Origin of the sequence: Lyngbya sp. CCY1209, assembly GCF_035615495.1 — a bacterium.
GTDB lineage: Bacteria > Cyanobacteriota > Cyanobacteriia > Cyanobacteriales > Microcoleaceae > Limnospira.
This window is the reverse complement of record NZ_JAJENU010000638.1, coordinates 24,964-48,366: the sequence shown is the minus strand read 5'-3', so window position 1 is coordinate 48,366 and position 23,403 is coordinate 24,964. Positions and strand designations below refer to the sequence as shown.

Here is a 23,403-nt window from a genome sequence, read left to right as displayed (position 1 = left end):
TCGATGATTAAATCAATTCATTGTTGTTTCGTAACTTAGACAGTTGCTGGGAGATTGAAACTGAGTCTTTGCCACGGTTAAAGCTTTTTCGATAATGATAAAAAGGGCTGACAATACTTCCCCGTAAAAGCTCGAACTGACATTGCTCGATGACATCCCGATTCAAAGATTTGTGGGTTTTAAAATAGTAGGCAATCAGCTTGCAGCTATCGACCATAAGATAGGCGAGAATGACGAGGAAATGTTGCCATCGGGGGCGGTAAACGGTGCGGGTGGCAAAGCGACTCAAGCCGACCCCATGACAGAGTTTTAACAAATAGGCTTTTTGAAAGCGACTGCTGGGAATGTGGTGCTCGATGATCAGGTCGGGATTGTGCCAAATTTGCCACCCCGCTTTTCTGAGGTAAGACAGGGTTTCGATATCCTCCCCTTTATTGGAGAGAGATTGACCCGAAACGCCGCTGAGTTGGGGACGGTCCGGGACGCATTCCAACCAAGCCCGACGGCGGACGACCATCCCCGCCCCCGCCGGGAACAGCCACCGGTCGAGGAGGTCGTAGCGAAAGGCTTCCGTCCCGCGATCGGAAACCGCCAACAAGCTGGCAATTCGTTCAAAATTTTTGGGGGGCTGCTCGTCGTACTTCCCGAGAATTCTGCCGCCATATCCTCCCGCTTGGGGGTGTTTTTTTCCGAAGTCACAGGCCGCCGCCACCCAGTTGGGATCGGGATAGTTATCGTCGTCGAGAAACCCGATCAATTCCCCAGGGACTTCTCGAATGGCACGACGGCGGGCGTAGGCTAATCCCTGGCGGGGTTCAAAGCAATATTTGAGGGGGACAATTTCGGAAAATCGAGCCTGATACTTTCGGATGATTTCGGCGGTCTGGTCGGTACTGTTATTATCGACGACGATAATTTCCCAACTCAAATTTTCGGTCTTTTCTTGGGTGAGTAAGCGTTCCAGAACGTTGGGCAGACGCGATGCACCGTTGTAGGTGCAAATGACCACTGTTAAATCGAGCATTTTAAGCAAACATCCCCGGTTATAATTTTTGAAAAATGAGACTTTTAGAATAGGCTTTAAGTTGGACGGAAATCCGCGATTCCCTTCGACGCCCATCCCTTCCCGAGGGGTCGAGTCCGAATCGCGACACCGCCGATCGCCGCACAGGCAATGTCTGTAAAATAACCCAAAATCAAGATATTCAATGCTGCTATCGATGATCATCCCGAAATTTTAACAAAATTTGATGCTTTTTCTAAATTCGCTTTAAAAAAGGGGGGGTAATGTAAAGATAAAAGCCGATCAGGTGCCGAGCATCTGCAATTGGTAGAGGCCGGCGTACAGTCCCCCCCGCTGCAGCAGTTCTTCGTGGGAACCGGACTCCACCAGGTGTCCCCGCTGCAAGACGAGGATGCGATCGACATTTTTGATGGTCGAAAGGCGGTGGGCGATGATGATGGCGGTTTTGCCCTCCAAAAGGCGATCGAGGGCCTCCTGAATCAGGGCTTCTGTCATCACGTCCAAATTCGCCGTGGCTTCGTCCAACACCAATATTTTCGGGTTGCGGATGGCGACCCTCGCGAACGCCAAAAGCTGTTTTTGACCGGTGGAAAGGTTGGTGCCCCGCTCCCGCAGTTCGGTATCGTAGCCTTGGGGCAAATTCTCGATAAATTGGGCGACATTCGTTTTTTCCGCCGCCGCCCGGATTTCCTCCATCGAGTAATTTTCACCCAAAGTGATATTACTTTTGACATCCCCGGCGAACAAAAATCCGTCCTGCAAAATCACGCCGACGTGGCGCCTCAACTCCGCCTGACGCAAATCGCGGATGTCGATGCCGTCCACCAAAATTCGCCCGTGGCTGGTTTCGTAGAGGCGACAGAGGAGGCGGATGATCGAACTTTTTCCGGCGCCCGTCGGCCCCACCAAAGCGATTTTTTCGCCGGGACGGATGGTGAAGTCTAAATTGTGGAGGACGTACTCATCCTTTTTGTAGGCGAAATTGACATTTTCAAAGCGAATTTCCCCCACCGCATCGGAGGTGTGAGTCGCCAAAACGCCGGCATTTTCGGCTTCCGGATCGCGGATTTCGATGGGTTCGCCGAGGATGCCTTCGATCCGCTCGATCGCCGTCAAACCCGCCTGAATTGCCGTGAATTTGTCGGCGAATTGTCGCAGGGGATCGAAGAGTCGCTGGGCGAATAAAATAAAGGTGGAAAGGACTCCGAAACTCAGGTCGCCGCCGAACACCTGCCGGCCCCCCACCCACAGCACCGCCGCGATCGCGACCAGGGCGATCCATTCCAGGGTCGCCGATACGGCGGAATCGTAAAAAATGGTGCGATCGACGGCCTGGACGTAGCGGTTATTCGTCGTCCGAAATAACTCGGTATTGTACCGTTCCCGCCGAAATAATTGCACGACTCCGATGCCGATCAAGTTCTCCTGAAGCTGGGCGTTTAAATCGGAGAGTTCCTCCCGGGCTTTATAATTTGCTTTGCGATATTGTTGTTGGAAATAGACGATCACCGCCGTGACCGGGAAGATCGACAGCACCAGCATCAACGCCAATTTCCACTGCATGGTAAACATGGTGACGGCGATGACCAGGATAGAAAATAAATCGCTGATAATCCCGATCGCCCCCGTGGAAAAGACATCCCCCAGCGCATCCACGTCGCTGGTCAGGCGGGTGATCAATTTCCCCACCGGAGTCCGGTCAAAAAATCGCACCGCCAAAGACGTGACGTGCTCGAATAAATCATTCCGAATGTCGGCGGTCATTTTCTGCCCCACCGTCTGCACGACGTACCCCTGCAACGCCTGCAAAATAAACCGCAGGGAAATGGTCAGCAACAATAAAAATGCCAGCAAGTTCAACCCCGCCGACAGGGACAATCCCTCCAAAAATTGATAGGTTGGTTCTTCCCGGATCAGCGAGATCGTCTGTCCGATCAAAATCGGTTGAATCGCCCCGCACAGCGACAGGGGGACGAGCAAAATTAGCGCGATCGCCAATAACTTTTTGTGGCGTTTCGCGTATTCTCGCAGCCGCCAAATCAGCCGCCAGTCCGCCTCCTGGGGACGGCGATCGTGCAATTGTTGGATGGGGGACGATGAAGGTGTCATTGACTGCAATCCGCTCTGAGTATTTCCGGGGTTGGGGATGCACCCCTTTTAATCCGTCCTATAATTTAGCACTTTTTTTGATAACCGGGCGATCGCCATCGCCTGCCCCACCGCCAAGCCGCCGTCGTTGGGGGGAACTTGAGAATGGCAATAAACCGCAACCCCGCCAGACCGCAACCGGGCGATCGTCCGTTCCGACAGATAACGATTTTGGAAACATCCCCCCGTCAACGCCACCGGAATTCCCGGAAATCTCCCCGCCATCGATACGATCGCCTCCGCCAAACTGTTGTGAAACTTCGCGGAAATAAAACCGGCATCTATTTGATTATCCAAATCGGCGATAATTCCCAAAACCATCGGTTTCCAATCCAAGATGAAACTGTCGAAATTTTCGATAACATCCACCGGGTAAAATTCATCCGTCTCGAAATCGGCGATCGCGAATTCCAACCCCATCGCCACCTGCCCTTCAAAGCTGATTGTCTCCCCCAGCCCCACCCAAGCCGCGATCGCATCGAACAGCCGTCCCGCACTCGACGTTTGCGGGGAATTGATATTCCGCCCCAGCATTTGCAGCATCAACTTGAGATCCCGCGATCGCCAAGATTTCAATAATTTTAAATTCCCCCTTTCCAAAAGCTCATCGCCCCACAATTCATACAGCAGCCCCACCGCCGCCCGTCGCGGTTCCAACACCGCCTTATCGCCCCCCGGAAGTCGGAACGTCCGCCAATGTCCGACCCGCTCAAAATCGGTATCCGAAATTAACAGAAACTCGCCCCCCCAAATCGTCCCGTCCAAGCCGTAGCCCGTCCCGTCCCAAGCCACCCCCAGCACCGGCGGCGACAGTTGATTTTCCGCCATTGCAGATAACACATGGGCGTAATGGTGTTGAACCGGAATCACCGGAACTTCCCGATTTTCACGATAAAAAATATCCGCCGATAACTGATATGCGAACTGCGTCGAATAATAATCAGGGTGGGCATCGCAGGCGATACAATCCGGGCGGAAATCGTAAATTTTACTCAAGCTTTCTATTGCTTCTTTAAATGCTTCTATCGCCCGGGGATTCTCCAAATTTCCGATATGTTGACTCAGGAAAACTTGCCCCTCCAACGCCACGGCGACCGTATTTTTTAAGTGTCCCCCGACCGCCAAAATTTTGGATAATTTGCAATCGGAAGCCCCTTGTGATAGAATAAAATCAGATAAGGTATTGTGGCTATTCTCCTGCCAAATGACGGCGGGGAGTGGCGCGTAGCCCCTAGCCCGACGGATGACCGTGACGCGATCGCCAATCACCCGAACCACCGAATCGTCCACCGGGCGGGCGATAGGGCGGTCGTGAACCAGGAAGCGATCGGCGATTTGCCCCAGCCGTTGCAACGCCTCCCCCTCCTCCGTGCAGATGGGTTCGTTGGAGAAATTGCCGCTAGTGGCGACCACCGGAAAACCCAATTCCGCCATCAGCAAATGGTGGAGGGGGGTGTAGGGCAGCATCACCCCCAAATTCGGGTTATTCGGGGCGACTTCCGCCGCCAAAATGGAAGATTCCCCGGATCGCCGCGACAGCAGAACCACGGGAGATTCGGGCGATCGCAACAACTCCTGCTCAGTATCCCACAGGCGGCACTCCCGGCGAACCTGTTCCCAACTCGGATACATCACCGCGAAGGGTTTGTCGGGTCTGTGCTTGCGAATCCGCAGTTGACGCAGCGCCGCCGCATTTCGGGCGTCCGCCAACAACTGAAAGCCGCCCAACCCCTTGAGGGCGACAATTTCGCCCCGGCGGAGGGCGTCCGCCGCCGCCGACACCGCCCGATCGCCCTCGGCCAGAATTTCCCCCCGACGGTCCCAAAACTGCAATTTCGGGCCGCAGACCGGGCAGGCGTTGGGCTGGGCGTGAAAGCGGCGATCGCGGGGGTCGCGGTACTCTGTCTCGCACTGCGGGCACATCCGAAATTTGCCCATCGTCGTGTTGCCGCGATCATAGGGCAGAGTTTTGATGATACTGTAGCGGGGTCCGCAGTTCGTGCAGTTAGTGAACGGGTAGCGGAAGCGGCGGTTTTGGGGGTCAAAAATGTCCCGCAGGCAGTCCGGGCAGGTGGCCAGATCCGGCAGCACCACAGCCGATTTTGAACGGCGATCGCCCGACTCCGAAACCTTGATTTCAAACTCGGAATAGCCGACAATAGGAAGCCAGACCGCCTCCAAAGACCGGATCTGCGATCGCGGCGGCTTTTCCGCTTCGATGCGATATCGGAACCGGTCCAGAACCTCGGCGGCGCCCTCGACTTCCACGAACACCCCCGCCGCGGAATTATTCACCCACCCCGCCAGGTGCAACTCCGTCGCCAGACGGTACACGAAGGGCCGGAACCCCACGCCCTGAACCGCACCCCGAATGGCGAGGCGGAGGCGGCGGGGGTCGGATGGAGAGGATGGGGCAGAAAAAGACATATCGATCGGCGCTTGACGAATGGCTCGGTTCTTCCTTAGTCTAAAGGCATTCCCAACTGATGTGTTCTCAAGAGACGGGATTTTCAATACTCAGGAATTTGCCATGAACTGGCTTCCCAAAAAGGCGGCACTCAACTCCAAATTTCCCATCAAAGGCGTGGCGGCGATCGCGAAAAATCTGCCCGTCCCCAATCCAACCGGCGGCGATCGCGACCCGGAGACACCGCAGCCGAGCCCCAACTTTACCACCCCCCTGGCGATCGCCATTGTAGCCAGTTTGACCCTCTTCGGCATCCTCCTGGGGGTGGCCGCGATAATGAAAAATAACCCATTGGGCGATCGCACCCAGACCGAGTCCGCCCCCGCCCCCGCCGCCGTCCCAGTTCCCACCGCCCTCCAAAAACAGAAATTGCAGCAAAAAACCCTGGAAACCCGCCAGTGTCCCGAGTGCGACCTGAGCAACAGCAATTTCAAGCAGGGCAACCTCGCCGGCGCCTACCTCTGGAAAGCCAACCTCAAAAACGCCGACCTGCGACAATCCTACCTCAAAAACGCCGACCTGCGCGGCGCCAACTTGATCGAAGCCGACCTCGGAAATGCCATCTTAGAACAGAGCAATTTGGGCTACGCCAACCTCTTCCAAGCCCGGTTGGGAAAAGCCAATTTGACCGGGGCGAATTTGTGGCATACAAACTTGAGAGAAGCCCATCTCGCCTACGCCCAACTCGAAGGTGCCGACCTGCGGGGAACCCACTTGGGAAAAGCCGATTTAGCCTCCGCCCAACTCCGAGATGTCAACCTGGGGCGGGCAGAATTGCAGGGGGCAAACCTGGTCTTTGCAGACCTGCGAAATGCCAATTTGAAACAGGCGAATTTGGAAAAAGCAAACCTGCAAGATGCCAACTTGGAAAACGCCAACTTGCAACAGGCGAATTTGGGGGACGCCAGCCTGGAACGGGCCGACCTCGGCGACGCCGATTTGCAGGAGGCGAAACTGTGGGTGACGAGATTAAATGAAGCCAATTTGGACGGGGCGAATTTGCAGAAGGCAACCCTAGGATACGCCAATTTGGAAGGGGCGAGTTTGCGGGAAGCCGACCTGACAGACGCGGTTATGGAAGGCGTCAACCTGGAAAATGCCGACCTCAAAGAAGCCGATTTGGAGGGGGCAAAATTGCAGCGATCGCGACTTTTGGGCGCCTATTTAGAAAAAGCCGATTTGGAAGGAGCAAACCTGGAACAAGCCGACCTGCGGGGGGCATTCCTAAAAAATGCCGACCTCAGAAACGCTTACCTCCAAGGGGCAAACCTGCGGGGTGCGAACCTGCGGGGGGCAAAAATAAAAGGCGCCAACCTCCGAGATGCAGACTTGAAAGGAGCGACATTACCCAACGGAAAAACCGTAGATTGAATGCCAGTCCGGTTGAATCATCTCTCCGCGTCCTCTGTGCCTCTGTGGTAAAATTTTCGGAATTTACGCATTACAAAATAATGATAGAATCTATAAACTCCAAAACGATTAAAAAACCCACCATGTCCTCCCAACTCCACCTCCGTCCCGCCACCCCCGCCGACGTCCCCGCCATCTTTTCCCTCATCCGAGCCCTGGCAGAATACGAAAAACTCTCCCACCAAGTCACCGGCGATGCCGACACCTTGAAACAACACCTCTTCGGAACCCGTCCCTACGCCGAAGTTATCCTCGCCGAATGGGAACAAAAGATAGTCGGATTCGCGTTATTTTTCCCCAACTATTCCACCTTCCTCACCCAACCGGGAATTTACCTCGAAGATCTCTTCGTGCTCCCCGACTACCGGGGACGGGGAATCGGCAAAGCGTTGTTGAGGGAAGTGGCGAAACTGGCGGTATCGAGAGGATGCGGACGCCTGGAGTGGAGTGTGTTGGATTGGAACGAACCCGCGATCGCATTTTACCAGTACATGGGGGCGGCGGTGTTGCCCGACTGGCGAATTTGCCGCGTCACCGGGGAGAGTTTGCGGCAGTTGGGGGATATTCGGGAAGGTTGAGAAATACTATTCCAAATATCAGCAACCTCGCAGTTTGCGAATAATCGCCAAAATTTCACCCCTGCCAGCAAAAGCACCGTAGTAAGCCAAAACGACTGAGTTATAGCTATCCTCAAAATTTTTGTCTTTGGGAACAGAACTGATGTATAGTGTTGTCCTCCCAGTGGATGGCTGAAGTGATACGAGAAAAGATCGTATCCCGCCGGGTTTCATCTTTTCGGGAAGCCGTTGTGGCGATCGCATTTGGCTAATCAGCCGATCGCGCCATCGATATAATATCCTCTATTATAGTATCAATCTCCAAATTATTCAAGAGATTCTGAGTCGGTGACGGCGAGGATGCCCAAACCTCTCCCGTCGGTGTTGCCAGGTGGAACGAACCCGCGATCGCATTTTATAAACAACCCATGCTAAATCAAGACACAACCACCCATCGGTTAATTGAAGGAGACGCGAGAAACCTAAGCTTTATATTGCGACTTGGCGGCAAATTTGGTTCAGGCAGAAGTTGGTATTTTTGCCGATACCAAAATTTCCCTTGAAAAAGCCGCGAATTTTTCGGCTTGATGCGGCGGCGAAAAAGTTGGGAATGGGGGTTGACAAAAACTGTGGAAATGGTAGAATGAGTTTGTCGGGGGCAACTCGCCTATTGACTTGACTTAAAATTCAACACCCCGACAATTAAAGATTGCCCTCACCCCCAGCCCCTCTCCCAATTTTGGGCGAGGGGAGTCAAAACCAAACCGAGGGCTATTATTTAAAAATCGATTTTAACCGATCGCAAAAATTCCGCACTTTCTTCCGGTAAAGAAGTATTGATAAACATCCCGCTGCCCAGTTCAAAACCGGCGGTGAGGGAGACGCGGGGGATGATGGCGATGTACCAGTGAAAATAATCGGTGCGCTGCTCGGCGGTGGGGATGGAGCGGATGGTATAGTTAAAATCCGGATTATTTAGACCGAAATAGAGTTGGGAAAGGACGGTTTTTAACGTGATCGCCAAATTCTCGATTTCCTCGTCGGTGATTTCGTCGAAGGACGAGGCGTGGCGGCGGGGAAAAATCCAGGTGTGGAAGGGGGAGAGGGCGGCGTAGGGGATGAAGGCGACGAAATGTTCTCCCTCGTAAATAATGCGATCGCCCGCTTTCAGTTCGTCCTTGAGGGTGCGGCAAAACAGACATTCCCCCGTATCGTCATAGTAGCGAACCGACTCTTTGCCGCGATCGCGCCACTGGTAGGGGACGATGGGGAGGGCGGCGATTTGGGAGTGGGGATGCTCCAGAGAGGTTCCGGCGCCGCGGCCGTGGTTTTTGAACAGGATGATCGTTTCCACCCGGGGATCGTCCCGCAATTCGCCGTAGCGTTGGCGGTAGATGCGGAGGATGTTGGCGATGTCTTCCGGCGGCATCAAAGCGGTGGTCAAATCGTGGCGGGGATGTTCGACGATCACCTCATGATAGCCGACGCCGGAGAGCGATCGAAAGATGCCGTCGGCTTGGCGGACCCGTTCCCCCACTTTCGAGAGGGCGGGATATTTGTTGCCCACCACCCGCACCCGCCAGCCGCGATCGTCAGCCAGCCGCAGGGTTTCGGCGGAACCCGTCAGGTGTTCGTTTCCGGGGCAGAAGGGGCAGTCTTCCCGGTATTTGGGCGGGCGGGTTCGCTTGCCGTCCGGGGGGGCAAATTCGTGGGGTCGTTTGGCCCGTTCCGTGGCGATGATCACCCAGTCTCGGGTGACTAAGTTTTGTCGCAGTTCAGTCATGGGTGTTTTGAGGATGGGATGGGGGGGGCACCTACCCGAATCGAAAAGGTGGCTCTAGCATACCATTTGGGGCGATCGGGGCGGGAATTTTTACCACAGAGGCACAGAGGACACGGAGGGAGTAGCCGCCTCAATCCTCAATTTTGGGGGTTCTGAGCTGACAAATTTTCACGAATGATTTCACACTGCTATAGCAACTGACAAGGCGATCGGAACACTCTATGTCCAACCGAGTCCACGCAAGCGTGGACTTTTGCTGTGAGCCTTGAAATTGATTTCAAGGCGGGTTCGTTCGGAGACGGTTCCTCGAAAAAAAACGGGTTGGATATCCGCACCGCTTGGGAATCAATTTCCGAGGGCGCAAGCCAGGGGCTCCGACTCGCTCAAATTATCTGAAAATGATGTGTATAACTGTTATAAACTCTGCAACGATTTAACTTTCATTAATCGTCGCATCCCAGAGCGCATCGATGCCATGTCCGATAGATTCCGAGTCCGAGTTGCGATCGAGCCATTCGAGGATTTGGTGGCGGACGGCATCAGAGTTTTTACCCCATTGACCCAGAGTCCCGGCAGCACTCCCCCGCACAGATGAGTCCTCATCTTTCAAGGATGGGAGCAGGGCCGTTACGACTCTCTCCGAACCTTGACCTACTCGACCCAGAACCCCAGCAGCGCTCCCCCGCACCAATGAGTCATCATCCTGCTGCAAGGATTGAAGCAGGGCCGTCACCACCGCCTCCGAACCTTGACCCAATTCACCCAGAGCCTCAGCAGCGCTCCCCCGCACAAATGAGTCATCATCCTGCCGCAAGGATTGGAGCAGGGCCGTCACCACCGCCTCCGAACCTTGACCCAATTCACCCAGAGCAAGAGCAGCCCTCCACCGCACAAATGAGTCTTCATCCTGCCGCAAGGATTGGAGCACGGCCGTCACCACCGCCTCCGAATCTTGACCCAATTCACCCAGAGCAAGAGCGGCGGCTCCCCGCACAGATGAGCCTTCATCCTGCTGCAAGGATTGGAGCACGGCCGTCACCACCGCCTCCGAACTTTGACCCAATTGACCCAGAGCAACAGCAGCGGACTTCCGCACATCTGAGTCTTCATCCCGCAAAGATTGGAGCACAGCCGTCACCACCACCTCCGAACCTGGACTCAATTCACCCAGAGCAAGAGCGGCGGCTCCCCGAACAGATGAGCCTTCATCCTGCTGCAAGGATTGGAGCAGGGCCGTCACCACTGTCTCCGAACTTTGACCCAATTCACCCAGAGCAAGAGCGGCGCGCTCCCGCACAGATGAGTCTTCATCCCGCAAGGATTGGAGCACGGCCGTCACCACTGTCTCCGAGCCTGGACTCAATTCACCCAGAGCAAGAGCAGCAGACATCCGCACATCTGAGTCTTCATCCTGCTGCCAAGATTGGAGCACGGCCGTCACTACCGCCTCCGAACCTTGACCCAACTTACCCAAAGCAAAAGCAGCAGACATCCGCACAGATGAGTCTTCATCCCGCAAGGATTGGAGCACGGTCCTCACCACCGCCTCCGAACCTTGACCCACTTCACCCAGAGCAGAAGCAGCGTTCCCCCGCATTAATGAGTCTTCATCCCGCAAAGATTGCAAGAGTTCGGCAATAACGACTTCTTTTTCTCCCAGTTCGGCTCGATATTTTCGCAATCGATCTTCTTCGATACTTTCCGATCGCGCCTTCAGCAGTTCCAATGCCTGCTCCTGAAAATCCGTTTCTGAGAAACTGCGAAGAACTTGAAACACCTGTTCGCGAACTTTCCGACCCACTCGCTCGTCCGTTTGAACCTCCAACGCCACCAACTGCGTCAAAATCTCCTCCCCCGAACGGCTATCGGCAGCGTCGAGATTTTGGGGATCTTCCGCCAGAGAGTACCCCGCAAGTAACAGATCTCGGTGCAACCATTTTTCGTATCTGTCGCCCCACTTTTGTCCGTTTGGCTTCGTCGGTAATTTCATCGAGTCCGTCCCATCAAATGAGCGATCGCCCGCAACCCGCCTCGTCTCGGCCGTTCCACGTCATTTTTCTGGAATGTCGCCGGGACGCGATCGCTGGCGCCTTTTCAAACTATATCCGCAACTTTACCAATTGCCAATTCTACCACCTGTCCCGTTGTTGGGCTTTGGCCCCAGCCAGAGGCGCTAAAGCGCAACACCGGAAAATGTGCGATCGTCCGATAGATTCCGAGTCCGAGTTGCGATCGTCGATGTGACTGATAGTCCGTAGACTTATCGTCAACAAAGAGTCATGATGAGTTGATGGAAAAGTCGAAAGCCAAAATTTTAAGAGCCTTTGGTTTACTGATGAGACAGCATAGAATAGCTGCTGGTTTCTCTCAAGAAGAACTGGGCTTACGTTGTCACCTCGATCGAACATATATATCGGGAATTGGCAGATAGAATTTTAGAATTTTATGATTATAAAGATGTGATTGAAAATCGAAAAAGACCGGCTCATGAATTGGTTATCGACCATCGTTTTCCGATGGAGCGTTGGGATAAAATCGAATCCAATCATGATGTCAACATGAACGAAGCAGAAATTAAAAGAAAGTTTCAGCTTCTCAAAAAAGATAGTTCTGGAAATCATAATTTACTAAAATCGAGAAGTTGTGAAAGATGTATTAAAACTGGCAAAAGAGGCGAACCGATGGGAATCCGCTTCTGGTATTCTGGTGGAGAGGACTGGCTCGAAAACATTCCGCAATTTGGAGCCGAAGCAGAAGCCGGTTGCGTCGGTTGCGGTTGGTATGATTTTGAGTCATGGCGTAACGCTCTCAATGCAACGTTAGCTGAACGTCAGTAAACAGCTTTTCAGAGACGACAAAACTGCGATCGTTTGTAACGATCGCATTTAAGCATGGGATGAGTGCATAAGCAATACATTCGGCCAGACGTGGAGGTACAGCATTTCCGATTTGCCACATTGCTTTTTTCATCGTTCCCTCAAAAATAAAAGAGTCCGGAAATGTCTGCAATCGAGCCATTTCGCGTGCCGAAATAACCCGATTTAGATGGGGATGAATGTGAGTGCCACCGTGATTTTCTTTGATGGTCATACTGGGTTTTCCCGGATACTGTCGCTTGAAGGCATCAACATAGGTTTGATACAAAGAGCCTCCCGGAGGGACTTTTGATATCCGTTCCATATATTCGGGAGAATGACGAGTCCATTCATGGTTGATACTTGGAATGGGTTCGTAAGCTGGCAGATCGGAAATTGCCGATTCAATCGGCTTATACTGTTCGGGCAGTAATTGAGGATTTGGATAAGGATTCTGCATTTCAAATCGATTGGCTATAAAAATAGTTCTCGGTCGAATTTGTGGAACGCCGTAGGCCGCAGATTCAAGTATTGCAACTGAAACGTTTGTGTAACCGATCGCTTCAAAAGCTTCAAAAATAGTCTGTTTAATTCGTCCTTTTTTCAGGGTCAAGATTCCCGGAACGTTTTCCATGACGACATACCAGGGACGAACTTCGGAAACAATGCGAATAAATTCTTTAAATAAATGATTGCGAGGATCGTTTGGATCGCGCTTTCCGGCAACAGAAAATCCTTGGCACGGCGGGCCGCCAACCACGAGATGAACAGAAGGAGAACCAATTTGGGAAAGCCACTCGCGAGTCTGGAACTCCTTTATATCTCCGCAGAAATGATGACTATTTGGAAAATTTCTCTTATGAGTTGCCGAGGCAATTGGGTTAATTTCTGCGCTGGCTACCGGATTAAAACCGGCCTGTGAAAAGCCTTGGGTAATCCCCCCTGCGCCACAAAATAAGTCGATAAAATTATAAGTTTTAATTGGCTTTATTTCGGCATTAATATCGACAGAGATCTGGTGGGGATCGCGCCTCGTTGTCGCGAGTTCACGCTGAATTTTTTCGTAACGCCCTAACTTGGCTTTTTTATGTTTCCTAACACTGTTATCTTTTGGCTCATCTGGGAATAAGGATAATTGTAAGTCCATCACTTGAAAAACAAACATCTACACGGCTATATCGTGACAGATAGCCTACAAAATGTCAAGGCTTAATCGACAATGTTGCAAAGTTCAAAGTCCCCCTTTCAAAGGGGGATAATGGTGGATTTTTATCAAATCAATCCGCAACCTGCCAAACTTCAATCGTCTTGTCCGGATTGCCGCTGGCTAAAAATCGTCCGTCCGGAGAAAAAGCGATCGCGTAAATTCCCGAGGAATGTCCCCGCAAAGTGGCGATCGCATCTCCGGTTTCCAGATCCCACAATTTCACCGCGTCGTCATCCCCGCCGCTGGCCAAAGTTCGCCCGTCCGGACTCACCGCCAACGCTTTGACGGACTCCGAATGTCCCCGCAAAGTCGCGATCGCTTCTTTTGTCTTCACGTCCCACAATTTCACCGTGCGATCGTCGCTGGCGGTGGCGAGGGTTTTTCCGTCCCGGCTGAAGGCGATCGCGTTGACGGTTTTATCGTGGGATAACAGCGTCGAAACCGCTTCCAGGCGCTCCAAATCCCACAGTTTGACCGTGTTATCCCCGGCACCGCTGGCGAGGGTGTTTCCATCCGGAGAAAAGGCGACGGTGAGCACGTCCCGTTTGTGTCCTTTCAGGGTCGTAATCGCCTCGTTGGTTTCCAGATCCCACAGCGTAATCGTATCGTCCTTGGAACTGCTGGCGAGGGTGTTTCCGTCGGGAGAAAAGGCGAGGCTGAGAACGTCCCCTTTGTGCCCTTCCAAGGTGGCGATAGTTTCCTTCGTTTCCACATCCCAAAGTTTGATGGTTTTGTCGGAACTGCCGCTGGCGATAACCGTCCCGTCGGGGGAGAAGGCGACGGAATAAACGACGGATTCATGTCCGGGTAAGGTGGCGAGGTGTTCAAAAGTTTCCATATTCCACAGCCGCACGGTGCGATCGCTGCTACCGCTGGCGAGGATTTTGCCGTCGGGACTCGCCGCCACCGTCATCACCCGGGAATCGTGTCCCGCCAGGGTTTCCCCCAACCGCGCCTGATTCCACGCCACGGCGGGGGCCAGCCAATTCGTCCCCGCCGGCGAGAAACGCTTCAGCAGCCAACTGCCGCCGAATCCCAACAGCAATAATGCCACCCCCGCGATCGCGATTTTTTTCAACGGTCGGCGGCGGGGTGACACCATGAACGGCGGTGCGGCGGGAGAGACGGCGGGGAGGGGGTGGGGGGAGGAGTTGAGGTCCCCCAAAACGGCAGCGGCGGCGGAATAGCGATTTTCGAGATCTTTTTGCAGGAGGCGATCGAGAATTTGCCCCAATTCCGGACTGACGGGGGTTTTCAGGTGGTCCCGCCAGTGCGTCGTCCAGCCGTAACCCCGTTCGGTCCACAATTCAAAAGGTTCGATTCCTGTTAACAGGTAAAAGCAGGTGACACCCAAACTGTAGAGGTCGCTGGCGGGGCACGCTTCGCCGCCGCGCATCTGTTCCAAAGCCGCGTAACCGTCGGAACCGACTCGGGTTCCTCGGCTATTGATTATTACGGTTTCCGAGAGTTGTTTGGAGACGCCGAAATCGATCAAAACCAGATCGCCGATGGTGGTGGTTTGGGTGGCGGTGCGATCTTGAATTAAAGTGTTTTGATTGGCGGCGGCGGTGTGGCGGTCGCGCAGCGGTTGCGGCAGGCGATCGCGGTGGATGATATTCTCGGGTTTGATATCCCGGTGGATGATGTCGCGACTGTGGATGAAGTCGAGGACGGGAAGTAAGTTTAATAGCAGTTGGCGAACTTGCATTTCGTTCCAAAGTCCCCGTTTTTCCACCCATGCGGCGAGGTTTTCTCCGTCGATATACTGCTGCACCAAATACAGGCTGTTATCCTCCTCGAAATAGCCGTAAAGTGCTGGGATTTGCGGGTTTCCGTCCAGTTGTCGCAGTCGTTTGGCTTCCGACTCAAACAGGTCGGCGGCTTTTTGCAGGGCCCAATTTCCCTTGGCGTCGGCGACCAGTTGTTTGACGACGCAGCGGCGATTGAGGTTGTCGGTATCTTCCGCCAAATAGGTGCGGCTGAACCCGCCTTTTCCGAGGGGTTCGAGGATGCGGTAACGTCCCCGCAGCAGGGGAATGAGGGGGGTGTTGCAGGTCCGGCAGGATTCGATCCCGTCCGGGTTGAGGGGGTGGGGACAGTTGGGGTTGAGGCAGCAAGTCATGGCGATCGCTCGTTCGGGACATTTTGTCTATTTTGCCTCAAATTTTCGGATTGTGAAGTGAGATGCGATCGCGATCGGATCTCGAAAAAATTCGCATCGAGGTGCTGATTTCCCGAATCCGTTCGATCCCCACCCCCATCGAATGCATCAAGTTGGGCAAATCCTCCAAGAGGTAGTCCAGGTCGATTTCCGCCGCATTGTGGATCAGGTTTTCCCCCGGTTCCGGATAGGTTTCTCGATACAGTTGCAAATGCCCGATCAAATCTTCCAGGTAGTCTTCGGCGGCATTCAAATTGCCGGCGATGAAGCCGAGGGGATTGTTAATTTCGTGGGTCATTACGGTCGCAGATAGAGGGCGGCGATTTTGGATTTCTTCCAGTCGATAAAAAACTCGGCTGCGAGTTCGTTGGCGAGGGCCGATTCGCGGATGTATCGATTTTTTTTTGCCTCGGCGATCGCCCGATCGTAAAGGTCGATCGCCTCGCCGAACTGTCCGGATATCCGGGCGAGTTCCGCTTTCACCAAAAAATATTGATGCCGATAATTTTCCGGGTCGTCCCCCGCCAAGTTTTCTAACTGTTTCAGATGAGCTTCAATCCGAACCTGTTTTTTGAGATGAGGGTGAGTTAACAACGCCAGGGACTCATAAAATATCGATGGATTTGATGTCATGGATTCTCCGAGGACTACCTGATATCGCACGGCCCGTCCCCGGAGTCGGGGAGGGCGACAGAAACGGTTTCTACCTTCTTTTATTATGCCGAAAAGCCGTGATTCCGGATCGATCGCCGCACCGCCGCGATCGCCGGATTGAGTTCCCAACCCCGCCGTCCGGGGTTTTTCTGATAGGCTTGCTGTTCTTCTTCGATCATTTTGACATCCTGTTCGACGAGCCCATCGAGGAGTTTTTGGGCGGAACCGAACAGGCGATTTTTGACGAACCGCCGAAAGGGAATCGGCAGTTTGTGCAGCCTCCGGAAGGCGTGCAGGGAGGTAAAATGGATCAAATAGGCGCGGGTTTCCGTCAGGCTGACCGGACAGATCAGGCAGTAAATTTTGAAGTCTTTGCCGAGGGTGGAAACCCAGTGGGGATAGATATAGCTGACGGTGAGGGGTTCCGGGTGCAGCCGCCGCAGGGCGGGGAAAAAGAGTTGGGAGATCGACCAAATTTTATCGATTTTATAATAGCTTTGGGCGTTATAGTGGGCATCGACGCGATCGCCCGTTTCCACAATATTCTCCAGTTTGGCATCCGTCCAAGCCTGCCAGTCCCGGTGCAAATGTCCGTGGTACATATCCATCAGGTTTTCGACTAAAAATGAATAGTGCGATCGCACCCGAATCGTCGAGACGGTGGCGATATAGTTCAGGTGCTCCCATTCGGGAATTGCCATCGGTTCGACCGCCGGTTCTTTCTCCCCCGGAAATAGCCAGATCAACCCGTCCGATTCCCGCACCGGATAGGTTTTGATTTGACAATCGGGCAGTTTTTGGTTATCCTGTAAATAAGGGATAAAAACACAATTTCCGTCGCGATCGAACCGCCACCCGTGATAGACACATTCGAGACTGTCCGCGATCGCGCTCCCGTGACTGAGTTTGACCTGGCGGTGGGGACAGCGATCTTCGAGGGCGTTAATTTTCCCCCCGCCATCCCGAAATAAAACAATGGGTTGATCCCACAAAACGACACCAACAGGGCGGGCTTTCACCTCCCCGCTGCGGGCGACGACATACCAGCGATGGGGGTCGATTCCCAATTGTCGGATATCGGCGGTTTCTTTAGATATTTCGGCCATGCGATCGCGTCTCAATTCTCAGTTCTTGATCTTAGGCGAATCCGGCTTATTCAAGAGGATTTAACCGTCGGTTTTCATCTCCACCCACTCGACAATCCCATCAGCCAACGCCGCCGCCAACTTCCGCTGTTCCGCCGGATCGACGATCCATTCAAACTCTTCGGGATTGATCATAAATCCCAATTCCAACAGCAAAGAAGGCGTCACCGACGGGCGGGTTAGGGCGAGATTATTCCAGAACACCCCGTAGGACGGGCGGTCCAATTTTTCCACCAAATAATTGTGGAGGAAAACCGCCAAACTGTGGGCTTGGGGGTGATACCAAAACATCCCGACTCCCTTGGTGGCGATCGCATCTCCATTATCCGGCAAAGCATTATAATGAACCGAAAGGGACAAATCCGGCTCCTGTTCTTCGATCATTTCCACGCGATCGTGGGGCCACAAATCCTCCTCGGCTTTGCGGGTCATAAACACCGTCGCCCCCCGCTGGATCAGTTCCGCCTGCAATAAATAAGACACGATCAAATTCACATCTTTTTCGGGATAACCCGTCGGCCCCCTCGCCCCCAAATCGTTCTCGCTGCCGTGTCCGGGGTCGATCAAAATCCTGATTCCATTTAACGGTTTATCCCGGCGAATGGGGGCGAGAAATCCGTCCGTTTCCGCATCGCTTCCCACCTCTGGGGGATGTTTGATAGACAACACCAAAGTCGTCCCCTCGTAGCGGACTTTATAACCCCACTGTTGGGGGGTTTTGAAGTGGAAGGTATATTGAACCGCTTCCCGGGGTTCTCCCATCGGCGACAGGACAGGTTTCCAATCCATCCGTTCGATCAGGGGACTGTCGTCGAAGCGGATCGTGTCAGTTTGGGCGATCGTATTGTACAGGGTGAGGGTGAGGGTGCGATCGCCCTGTTCGACTTCGATGGGTACGGGCACCTGGAGGGGAAAAGAAACCTCCGTCCACTCCCCGACCCGGCGGGCTCCGGCGCTGCGGATGACGGAATTGGGGGGGGCAGGTTCGGTGACGATGCGGGTTTCGTCAGCTTTAATCCAGCCGCCATAGTCCAGGCGGAGATAGTCCCCCTCCCGTCCGGTGATGCGGGCGCGGGTTCCCTTGGGCAGGGGGGTGAGGCGGGAATAGGTGGTGCTCGGTCCGGTTCTGGCGACGCCTGCCTCGGCGGTGACTTCGGCGACTTCAAATTGGGTGGGGGAGAGGACGGACACGGTGCCGGGGGCGGTTTGGGTGACGGTTTCCCCGCCGAGGGTGAGTCGATATTCCGGTTGTCCCCAGGCGATCGCTGTTTCGGCTAAATCACTATTGGGGGAAATCGTCGCGCACCCCCGATACCGTCCGGCGGGGGTGGCGATGGGTTGGTTGTTCCCGGTGAGGACGGCTTTGTTGTCGGGAAGTTCGGGAATGGCGGTTTCCGCAAATAGGGGGATGGTTTGGCCGGCCAATTGGACGGATACGGTAGCCCCGGGGGGTGCGATCGCGCCGAAACAGAGGATTTCCCCCGGCAGTCGGGCGATATCCGCCGCGGGTGTCAGGGATTCGGGGACGAAGGCCACGCCGTCGGGGACGGGGGGTTGGTTCGATAGGCGGGTGATGGTGCGGCGAATTTCGCCGTCCCCGTAGCGGATGATAAATTCATTTTCCCCCAATTCCAGGGGGAAGGTGGGGGCGAAATGTCCCCCCGGGCTGCGGTCGATCGCTTCCCCATTGATTAAAACTTCCCCTTCGGGGGCGGCACTGCCGATCAGAAAGATGCGATCGGACCGGGTTTTGTGTCCCTCGGGGGGATAGGCCAGAAATAACGGCTGTTGAGCCCATGCCGGGGCTGCGATCGCGATCCAACTCAACGCTGCCAATCCCAATATCCGTTTCATCACCGATCCCGAATTTCCTATCCTCACGAAATTAGATTATAAGTTAAAAATGAAAAGTTCCCTATTCCCCATGGATCATAGACCCTTCCCCATTCCCTTCCGCCACACCGTAAATCGCCGCCAACAGCAGCCACCCCAAAGCGTTCACCCGCAAATCGAAGATCGTCACATCCGCCAAATTGAACAGGATACAGGCGCCGAACGCCGCCAAATAACTGAAGAAAATTAAACGTTCCCACCCGTCTATTTTTCCCTCCGATAAACGCCGGACTCCGACCGCAAAAACCCACCCCACCCCGGCGAAAAATGCCAGAGTTGCCGGAATTCCCACTTCCGCCGACATCATCAACAAAAGATTGTGGGGGTGTCCCATCCAAACCCCCATTTCGGCCTCGTAGAGGGGGGTGAAATTTCGCAGTCCCCACCCGGTCATCGGGCGTTCCCGGGTCAGGTCCGCCGCGAATTTCCACTGGGTGATTCGCAGGGTTTCCACGGGGCGATCGAAATTTTGATCCGTCAACCGCTGCCAAAAATAGGCGGGCACCACCACCCGCAACCCCTCCCGAACCGGCGACGGGGCGAAGGCGGCGCCTCCGACGGCCGCGACAACGACTCCCACGATTCCCAACAGCCAATTCCAACCCAAATACACCGCATAGGCTAAACTGACGCAAACTGCCATTAGCCAAGCGTTGCGGGAGTTGGTGACGAGTAAACCCACCCCGGTGGCGAGGACGGCGGTGCCCGCGGCAGCTAGGCGGACGGTTTGGGGTACTTTTGCCAGCATTTCCGGTGGTTCGGGATTTTCGACCCACCCCAATTCCTGAATCAGCAACGCCGAGGCGAGGGCGAAAATAATGACCAGATAGGCGGCGAGGATGTTGGCGTACATGAATACTGAAGACATCCGGTCGGGGGGAGATCCTCCGGCTTCCAACACCCAACCCAGAATTCCGCGTAGGGCTTCGATGCCGGACCAGTTGAAAAATTGCTGTCCGAGGCCTAAGATCACCACGGGAATGGCCGGGATGGTTAATAGCCAAGACAGCCATTGCAGTTGGGCGGGAGTTCGGATCAGAACTGCCAATCCTGCAAATAGGCCGAAATAGGGGATAAAATTGCCTAATCCCAGGAAGGCATCGGCGCGATTTTCCGCGAAACAGGCGGTCAACAAAAATAGCCCCGCGACTCCCAGCAGTGCCCGGATGATGGGTCGGTTGAGGATTTGCGAGTATCGGCGTTTCCAGGTGAGCACCAGTGCCAGACCGATCGCGATCGCCCCGAACGTCGGCAGCAGGGGCAAAATGAGGACTCCCAACTGCGTCCAATTCCAGGGTTTGTGCAAATCGCGATCGCGGTGGGGTTGAAACAGCATCAGGCCATCTGCCAACTGTAGTCCGAACGGGTCAGCCGAATTTGGGCTAGGGCGAAAATGGTGGGGATGATGCGGGCGTAGTTGGTGGAAATCGCCCGCCAGCCGAGATCGGCCAGAAACCAGGTCCACAACACCGGACCCAAAAATCCCAAAACGCTGCGGGTGACGCCGTAGCGGGCGGCGGTGACGGCCATGCCCCGGTTGGCGGCCTGGACGGCGAGATGTCCCTGGATTTGGGTAGCCGCGGCCGCCCCGCCCCGGATCAGGGTTTGTCGGGCGACCTGATATTGGGCAAAATGGAGGGCGAACTGGCGGGCGATGTGTCCCAGCAGGAAGGGCCGGATCAGGGAGCTGACGGCCAGGGCGCTGCCAGCTTTGAACAGCAACCCCAGGGGATCTTTTTGAACGGAGATCGGCAGGGGTGTCATGGGTTCGGATTTGGCCAGGGCATCTTGAACGCGCCCGGTGAGGGCCTCTTGTTCCGAGGCGGGGAGGCGCTTCCAGGCCCGACCCAACAGGGACAGAAAGATTTCCGCTTCCAAATCGGTGGTGGAGAGTTGTTTGGAATAGGGGATTTTCAAATAGCGGCAGACCTGGATCAGGGCTTGGCGGTAGGTGACTTGGCCGGTTTTGCCCCGCAACACGGTGATGCCGTCCGCGGCCAGGTAGCGGAAACGCCGTTCCAGGGCGTCCAACCAGGCATCGCGATCGCGACTCTGCACGTCGATGGGTTGGGGCGTGTTTACATAATCTAACGGATTGAACCGGCGGCCGAACAGAAGTTCGGTGAGTTGCTGCAACTCCTCTTCTGTCGCCAATTCCAATGCTGCTCTCAGTTCATCCAAAATCGATGCCCTCCTCAGCCGCGGATGAGATTATACCCATATTCTAGTGCGAATTTGTCCGCCCAAAACCAATTGTCCGCCGCTCGGACTCGCCCGGTGTGGGGACGAGGGGATTTTAGATTTTAGATTTTGGATTTTAGATTTTTCCCGACTCCCTAATACCGACTCCCGACTCCCCATCAATCCCGACTCCCCCTCAAAACGGGCGAGATTCCGCTTTCAGGCGATCAACCACCCGACGCAGGACCCCGTTGATAAACCGGTAGCTGTCCTCGTCGCCGTAGCGTTTGGCCAGCTCCACCGCCTCGTTGACGGCGATCTGTTCCTTGGCGCCCAAATGGAGCAATTCGGCCGTGGCGATGCGGAGAATGTCGCGATCGATGCGGGGCAGGCGGTTCAACTGCCAGTCCACCATCGCCCCTTCCAGGGTGCCGTCGATCGCCTCCCGGTTGTTGTTGATTGTCATCAAAATTTCCACGGCATAGGAGCGGACGTCCTCCTGCTTCGCGAGTTGGATCAGTTCCGGCAACTCCACGGCGGTCCCCAAGCGGTTGATCGCCACCTGGGCCAGCGCGATCGCCTCCCCCACCATCGTCCGGGCACTGGGCAGATCCGCGGCCCGGGTTTGGCTGCTCAACAGGCGATCGTTCCCCCGCTGCAGTTCCGCCATCGCGGTTTCCAACGATTCCTGCCCCTCCAGGGTGAGGGTGCGGACGGCGGCGAGGACGATATCTTCGATTTCTTGGGTTTCGAGTCGTTCGGGGGCGGACGGGAGTTGGCTCATCCCCAACAGGGCGAGTTCTCTGGCGGTTCGGCGAGCTTGCATGGCGATCGGTGTAAGTGGTAACTGGAAAAAAGGCTAATCTCGGACGCTCAATTCTTGTTCTTCTCGGGCGACGGTTTGTTCCCGGTTTTCCTCGGAGAACACCGCATCGAGGGGAGTTTCGATGGACGGGGCGGTGCCGGGTTTCAGGGGGGTGGACGCATTGACGATACCGCCGGAGACGATAATTTTGAACGCTTCTTCGACGGAGATGGACAGGTCGATCGCTTCGTGGCGGGGGACGATCGCGTACCAACCGCTGGTGGGGTTGGGGGTGGTGGGCACGAAAACCCCGATCGTGTCTTCCGGAAGGTGGGATTGGATGGAACTGTCCGCCGCCCCGGTCACGAATGCCAGGGACCACACGCCCCGCCTCGGATATTCTATCAGAACCACCCGCCGAAATTTGTCGTTGGAGTCCCGCAGCAGGGTTTCGAGGAGCTGTTTGAGGGTTTTGTACACCGACCCGGCGAAGGGAATCCCCTGCAAAATCTGTTCGCTGAGGTTGAGCAACCACTGGCCGGCGATATTTCGGGCCATCAAGCCGATGAACAGGATGCCCAGCAGGGGGACGGCCAACCCGACCAACACGTTGAGCAGGTTGACGAGGATGGGGTGCAACCCGTCGAAGGGGTTGAGTTGTTTGGGGATGCGGGTCAAAAATTCGATCACCGCACTGGCGACGGTGATGCTCAACCAGATCGTGGTGGCCAGGGGTATCACCACCAGCAGACCGGCGATCAGATCGTTTTTTAAATCCTGCTTCAGGTTTTGAAACACGGGGTGTCCACTCTCCTCATTAAGACGACGGGTTGACTCCACGGATCGGGAGCTTCCGGGGAACTCGGGTTCGTTCTCCCCATCCTATTCTGAACGAACGTAAAGAAATGTTGCAAGGCGATAATGACTAGAATACCTCAAACTCCGACTTTGAGGAGCCTGTGAACCACCAAACTCGGCTTCCGGCGATCGCAACCGAGCCGCTACGCTCAAGCACAATTTGAGCTGTGTCAGTCCAGTAGGGTGGGTTAGGCGACTCAAACCCAGGCTGTGATGGCAATCTAGCAATCCGCCGTAACCCACCGTTTAAGGTGT

General features: G+C 54.8%; 19 protein-coding genes. 4 read left to right on the top strand and 15 right to left on the bottom strand.

Annotated features, from left to right (window positions below; genetic code table 11):
- Positions 1-7: 7 nt before the first annotated feature.
- The 3 genes from hpsE to hypF all read right to left on the bottom strand — a co-directional run bounded on the left by hpsE (position 8) and on the right by hypF (position 5,599).
- On the bottom strand, positions 8-1,024 hold the full coding sequence (gene hpsE / locus LKE08_RS24610; protein ID WP_324706923.1) for a hormogonium polysaccharide biosynthesis glycosyltransferase HpsE: 1,017 nt from the start codon (positions 1,022-1,024) through the stop codon (positions 8-10).
- A 282-nt stretch (positions 1,025-1,306) separates the two neighbouring features.
- Positions 1,307-3,133, bottom strand: coding sequence for an ABC transporter ATP-binding protein (locus tag LKE08_RS24605; RefSeq protein ID WP_324706922.1), 1,827 nt, complete (start codon positions 3,131-3,133; stop codon positions 1,307-1,309).
- A gap of 48 nt (positions 3,134-3,181) precedes the next feature.
- Positions 3,182-5,599, bottom strand: coding sequence for a carbamoyltransferase HypF (gene hypF, locus LKE08_RS24600; protein ID WP_324706921.1), 2,418 nt, complete (start codon positions 5,597-5,599; stop codon positions 3,182-3,184).
- A gap of 103 nt (positions 5,600-5,702) precedes the next feature.
- On the opposite strand from hypF, the gene LKE08_RS24595 reads away from it, so the two are divergent.
- Positions 5,703-7,010, top strand: coding sequence for a pentapeptide repeat-containing protein (locus LKE08_RS24595; RefSeq protein WP_324706920.1), 1,308 nt, complete (start codon positions 5,703-5,705; stop codon positions 7,008-7,010).
- Between the two features lie 122 nt (positions 7,011-7,132).
- On the top strand, positions 7,133-7,627 hold the full coding sequence (locus tag LKE08_RS24590; protein WP_324706953.1) for a GNAT family N-acetyltransferase: 495 nt from the start codon (positions 7,133-7,135) through the stop codon (positions 7,625-7,627).
- Between the two features lie 757 nt (positions 7,628-8,384).
- On the opposite strand, the gene galT is transcribed toward LKE08_RS24590, so the two are convergent.
- Both galT and LKE08_RS24580 read right to left on the bottom strand, forming a co-directional pair.
- A complete protein-coding gene (gene galT, locus LKE08_RS24585; RefSeq protein WP_324706919.1) occupies positions 8,385-9,389 on the bottom strand; it encodes a galactose-1-phosphate uridylyltransferase in 1,005 nt (334 codons plus the stop codon).
- 433 nt (positions 9,390-9,822) lie between these two features.
- A complete protein-coding gene (locus tag LKE08_RS24580; RefSeq protein ID WP_324706918.1) occupies positions 9,823-11,379 on the bottom strand; it encodes a HEAT repeat domain-containing protein in 1,557 nt (518 codons plus the stop codon).
- Positions 11,380-11,396: 17 nt separating this feature from the next.
- On the opposite strand from LKE08_RS24580, the gene LKE08_RS24575 reads away from it, so the two are divergent.
- A complete protein-coding gene (locus LKE08_RS24575; protein WP_324706917.1) occupies positions 11,397-11,633 on the top strand; it encodes a hypothetical protein in 237 nt (78 codons plus the stop codon).
- 176 nt (positions 11,634-11,809) lie between these two features.
- Positions 11,810-12,226: a hypothetical protein gene (locus LKE08_RS24570; RefSeq protein WP_324706916.1), complete on the top strand. Its 417-nt coding sequence runs from the start codon at positions 11,810-11,812 to the stop codon at positions 12,224-12,226.
- Here the strand turns inward: LKE08_RS24570 and LKE08_RS24565 are convergent.
- The 10 genes from LKE08_RS24565 to LKE08_RS24520 form a co-directional block, all read right to left on the bottom strand.
- Positions 12,198-13,409, bottom strand: coding sequence for a DNA cytosine methyltransferase (locus tag LKE08_RS24565; protein ID WP_324706915.1), 1,212 nt, complete (start codon positions 13,407-13,409; stop codon positions 12,198-12,200). The two genes, LKE08_RS24570 and LKE08_RS24565, sit on opposite strands and share 29 nt — an antisense overlap.
- A gap of 112 nt (positions 13,410-13,521) precedes the next feature.
- Positions 13,522-15,573, bottom strand: a complete 2,052-nt coding sequence (locus LKE08_RS24560; RefSeq protein WP_324706914.1) for a serine/threonine-protein kinase — start codon at positions 15,571-15,573, stop codon at positions 13,522-13,524.
- A 37-nt stretch (positions 15,574-15,610) separates the two neighbouring features.
- Complete coding sequence (locus LKE08_RS24555) at positions 15,611-15,910, bottom strand: hypothetical protein (RefSeq protein WP_324706913.1); 300 nt, start codon at positions 15,908-15,910, stop codon at positions 15,611-15,613.
- Positions 15,910-16,245, bottom strand: coding sequence for a hypothetical protein (locus LKE08_RS24550; RefSeq protein WP_324706912.1), 336 nt, complete (start codon positions 16,243-16,245; stop codon positions 15,910-15,912). The genes LKE08_RS24555 and LKE08_RS24550 overlap by 1 nt, the downstream gene beginning before the upstream one ends.
- Positions 16,246-16,328: 83 nt before the next feature.
- Positions 16,329-17,372 carry an aromatic ring-hydroxylating dioxygenase subunit alpha gene (locus tag LKE08_RS24545; protein WP_324706911.1) on the bottom strand — a complete coding sequence of 348 codons (1,044 nt, stop codon included), beginning with the start codon at positions 17,370-17,372 and terminating at the stop codon, positions 16,329-16,331.
- Positions 17,373-17,432: 60 nt separating this feature from the next.
- Positions 17,433-19,265, bottom strand: coding sequence for an N-acetylmuramoyl-L-alanine amidase (locus tag LKE08_RS24540; protein ID WP_324706910.1), 1,833 nt, complete (start codon positions 19,263-19,265; stop codon positions 17,433-17,435).
- 61 nt (positions 19,266-19,326) lie between these two features.
- The gene (locus tag LKE08_RS24535; protein ID WP_324706909.1) at positions 19,327-20,640 is read right to left on the bottom strand and encodes an O-antigen ligase family protein; all 1,314 of its coding nucleotides are present in this window, start codon (positions 20,638-20,640) and stop codon (positions 19,327-19,329) included.
- Positions 20,640-21,485, bottom strand: a complete 846-nt coding sequence (locus tag LKE08_RS24530; RefSeq protein ID WP_324706908.1) for a hypothetical protein — start codon at positions 21,483-21,485, stop codon at positions 20,640-20,642. Before LKE08_RS24530 ends, LKE08_RS24535 begins: the two co-directional genes overlap by 1 nt.
- A 196-nt stretch (positions 21,486-21,681) precedes the next feature.
- Complete coding sequence (gene nusB, locus LKE08_RS24525) at positions 21,682-22,311, bottom strand: transcription antitermination factor NusB (protein WP_324706907.1); 630 nt, start codon at positions 22,309-22,311, stop codon at positions 21,682-21,684.
- Between the two features lie 33 nt (positions 22,312-22,344).
- On the bottom strand, positions 22,345-23,088 hold the full coding sequence (locus tag LKE08_RS24520; protein WP_324706906.1) for a DUF502 domain-containing protein: 744 nt from the start codon (positions 23,086-23,088) through the stop codon (positions 22,345-22,347).
- Between the last annotated feature and the right edge of the window lie 315 nt (positions 23,089-23,403).

What these genes read in the sequence shown, in the direction of transcription:
- LKE08_RS24590 (WP_324706953.1), top strand. Translation starts at nt 7,133, where the DNA reads ATGTCCTCCCAACTCCACCTCCGTCCCGCCACCCCCGCCGACGTCCCC.
- LKE08_RS24580 (WP_324706918.1), bottom strand. Translation starts at nt 11,379, where the DNA reads ATGAAATTACCGACGAAGCCAAACGGACAAAAGTGGGGCGACAGATAC.
- LKE08_RS24560 (WP_324706914.1), bottom strand. Translation starts at nt 15,573, where the DNA reads ATGACTTGCTGCCTCAACCCCAACTGTCCCCACCCCCTCAACCCGGAC.
- LKE08_RS24575 (WP_324706917.1), top strand. Translation starts at nt 11,397, where the DNA reads ATGAGCGATCGCCCGCAACCCGCCTCGTCTCGGCCGTTCCACGTCATT.
- LKE08_RS24555 (WP_324706913.1), bottom strand. Translation starts at nt 15,910, where the DNA reads ATGACCCACGAAATTAACAATCCCCTCGGCTTCATCGCCGGCAATTTG.
- hpsE (WP_324706923.1), bottom strand. Translation starts at nt 1,024, where the DNA reads ATGCTCGATTTAACAGTGGTCATTTGCACCTACAACGGTGCATCGCGT.
- nusB (WP_324706907.1), bottom strand. Translation starts at nt 22,311, where the DNA reads ATGCAAGCTCGCCGAACCGCCAGAGAACTCGCCCTGTTGGGGATGAGC.
- LKE08_RS24605 (WP_324706922.1), bottom strand. Translation starts at nt 3,133, where the DNA reads ATGACACCTTCATCGTCCCCCATCCAACAATTGCACGATCGCCGTCCC.
- LKE08_RS24535 (WP_324706909.1), bottom strand. Translation starts at nt 20,640, where the DNA reads ATGCTGTTTCAACCCCACCGCGATCGCGATTTGCACAAACCCTGGAAT.
- LKE08_RS24595 (WP_324706920.1), top strand. Translation starts at nt 5,703, where the DNA reads ATGAACTGGCTTCCCAAAAAGGCGGCACTCAACTCCAAATTTCCCATC.
- galT (WP_324706919.1), bottom strand. Translation starts at nt 9,389, where the DNA reads ATGACTGAACTGCGACAAAACTTAGTCACCCGAGACTGGGTGATCATC.
- LKE08_RS24545 (WP_324706911.1), bottom strand. Translation starts at nt 17,372, where the DNA reads ATGGCCGAAATATCTAAAGAAACCGCCGATATCCGACAATTGGGAATC.
- LKE08_RS24565 (WP_324706915.1), bottom strand. Translation starts at nt 13,409, where the DNA reads ATGTTTGTTTTTCAAGTGATGGACTTACAATTATCCTTATTCCCAGAT.
- LKE08_RS24540 (WP_324706910.1), bottom strand. Translation starts at nt 19,265, where the DNA reads ATGAAACGGATATTGGGATTGGCAGCGTTGAGTTGGATCGCGATCGCA.
- hypF (WP_324706921.1), bottom strand. Translation starts at nt 5,599, where the DNA reads ATGTCTTTTTCTGCCCCATCCTCTCCATCCGACCCCCGCCGCCTCCGC.
- LKE08_RS24550 (WP_324706912.1), bottom strand. Translation starts at nt 16,245, where the DNA reads ATGACATCAAATCCATCGATATTTTATGAGTCCCTGGCGTTGTTAACT.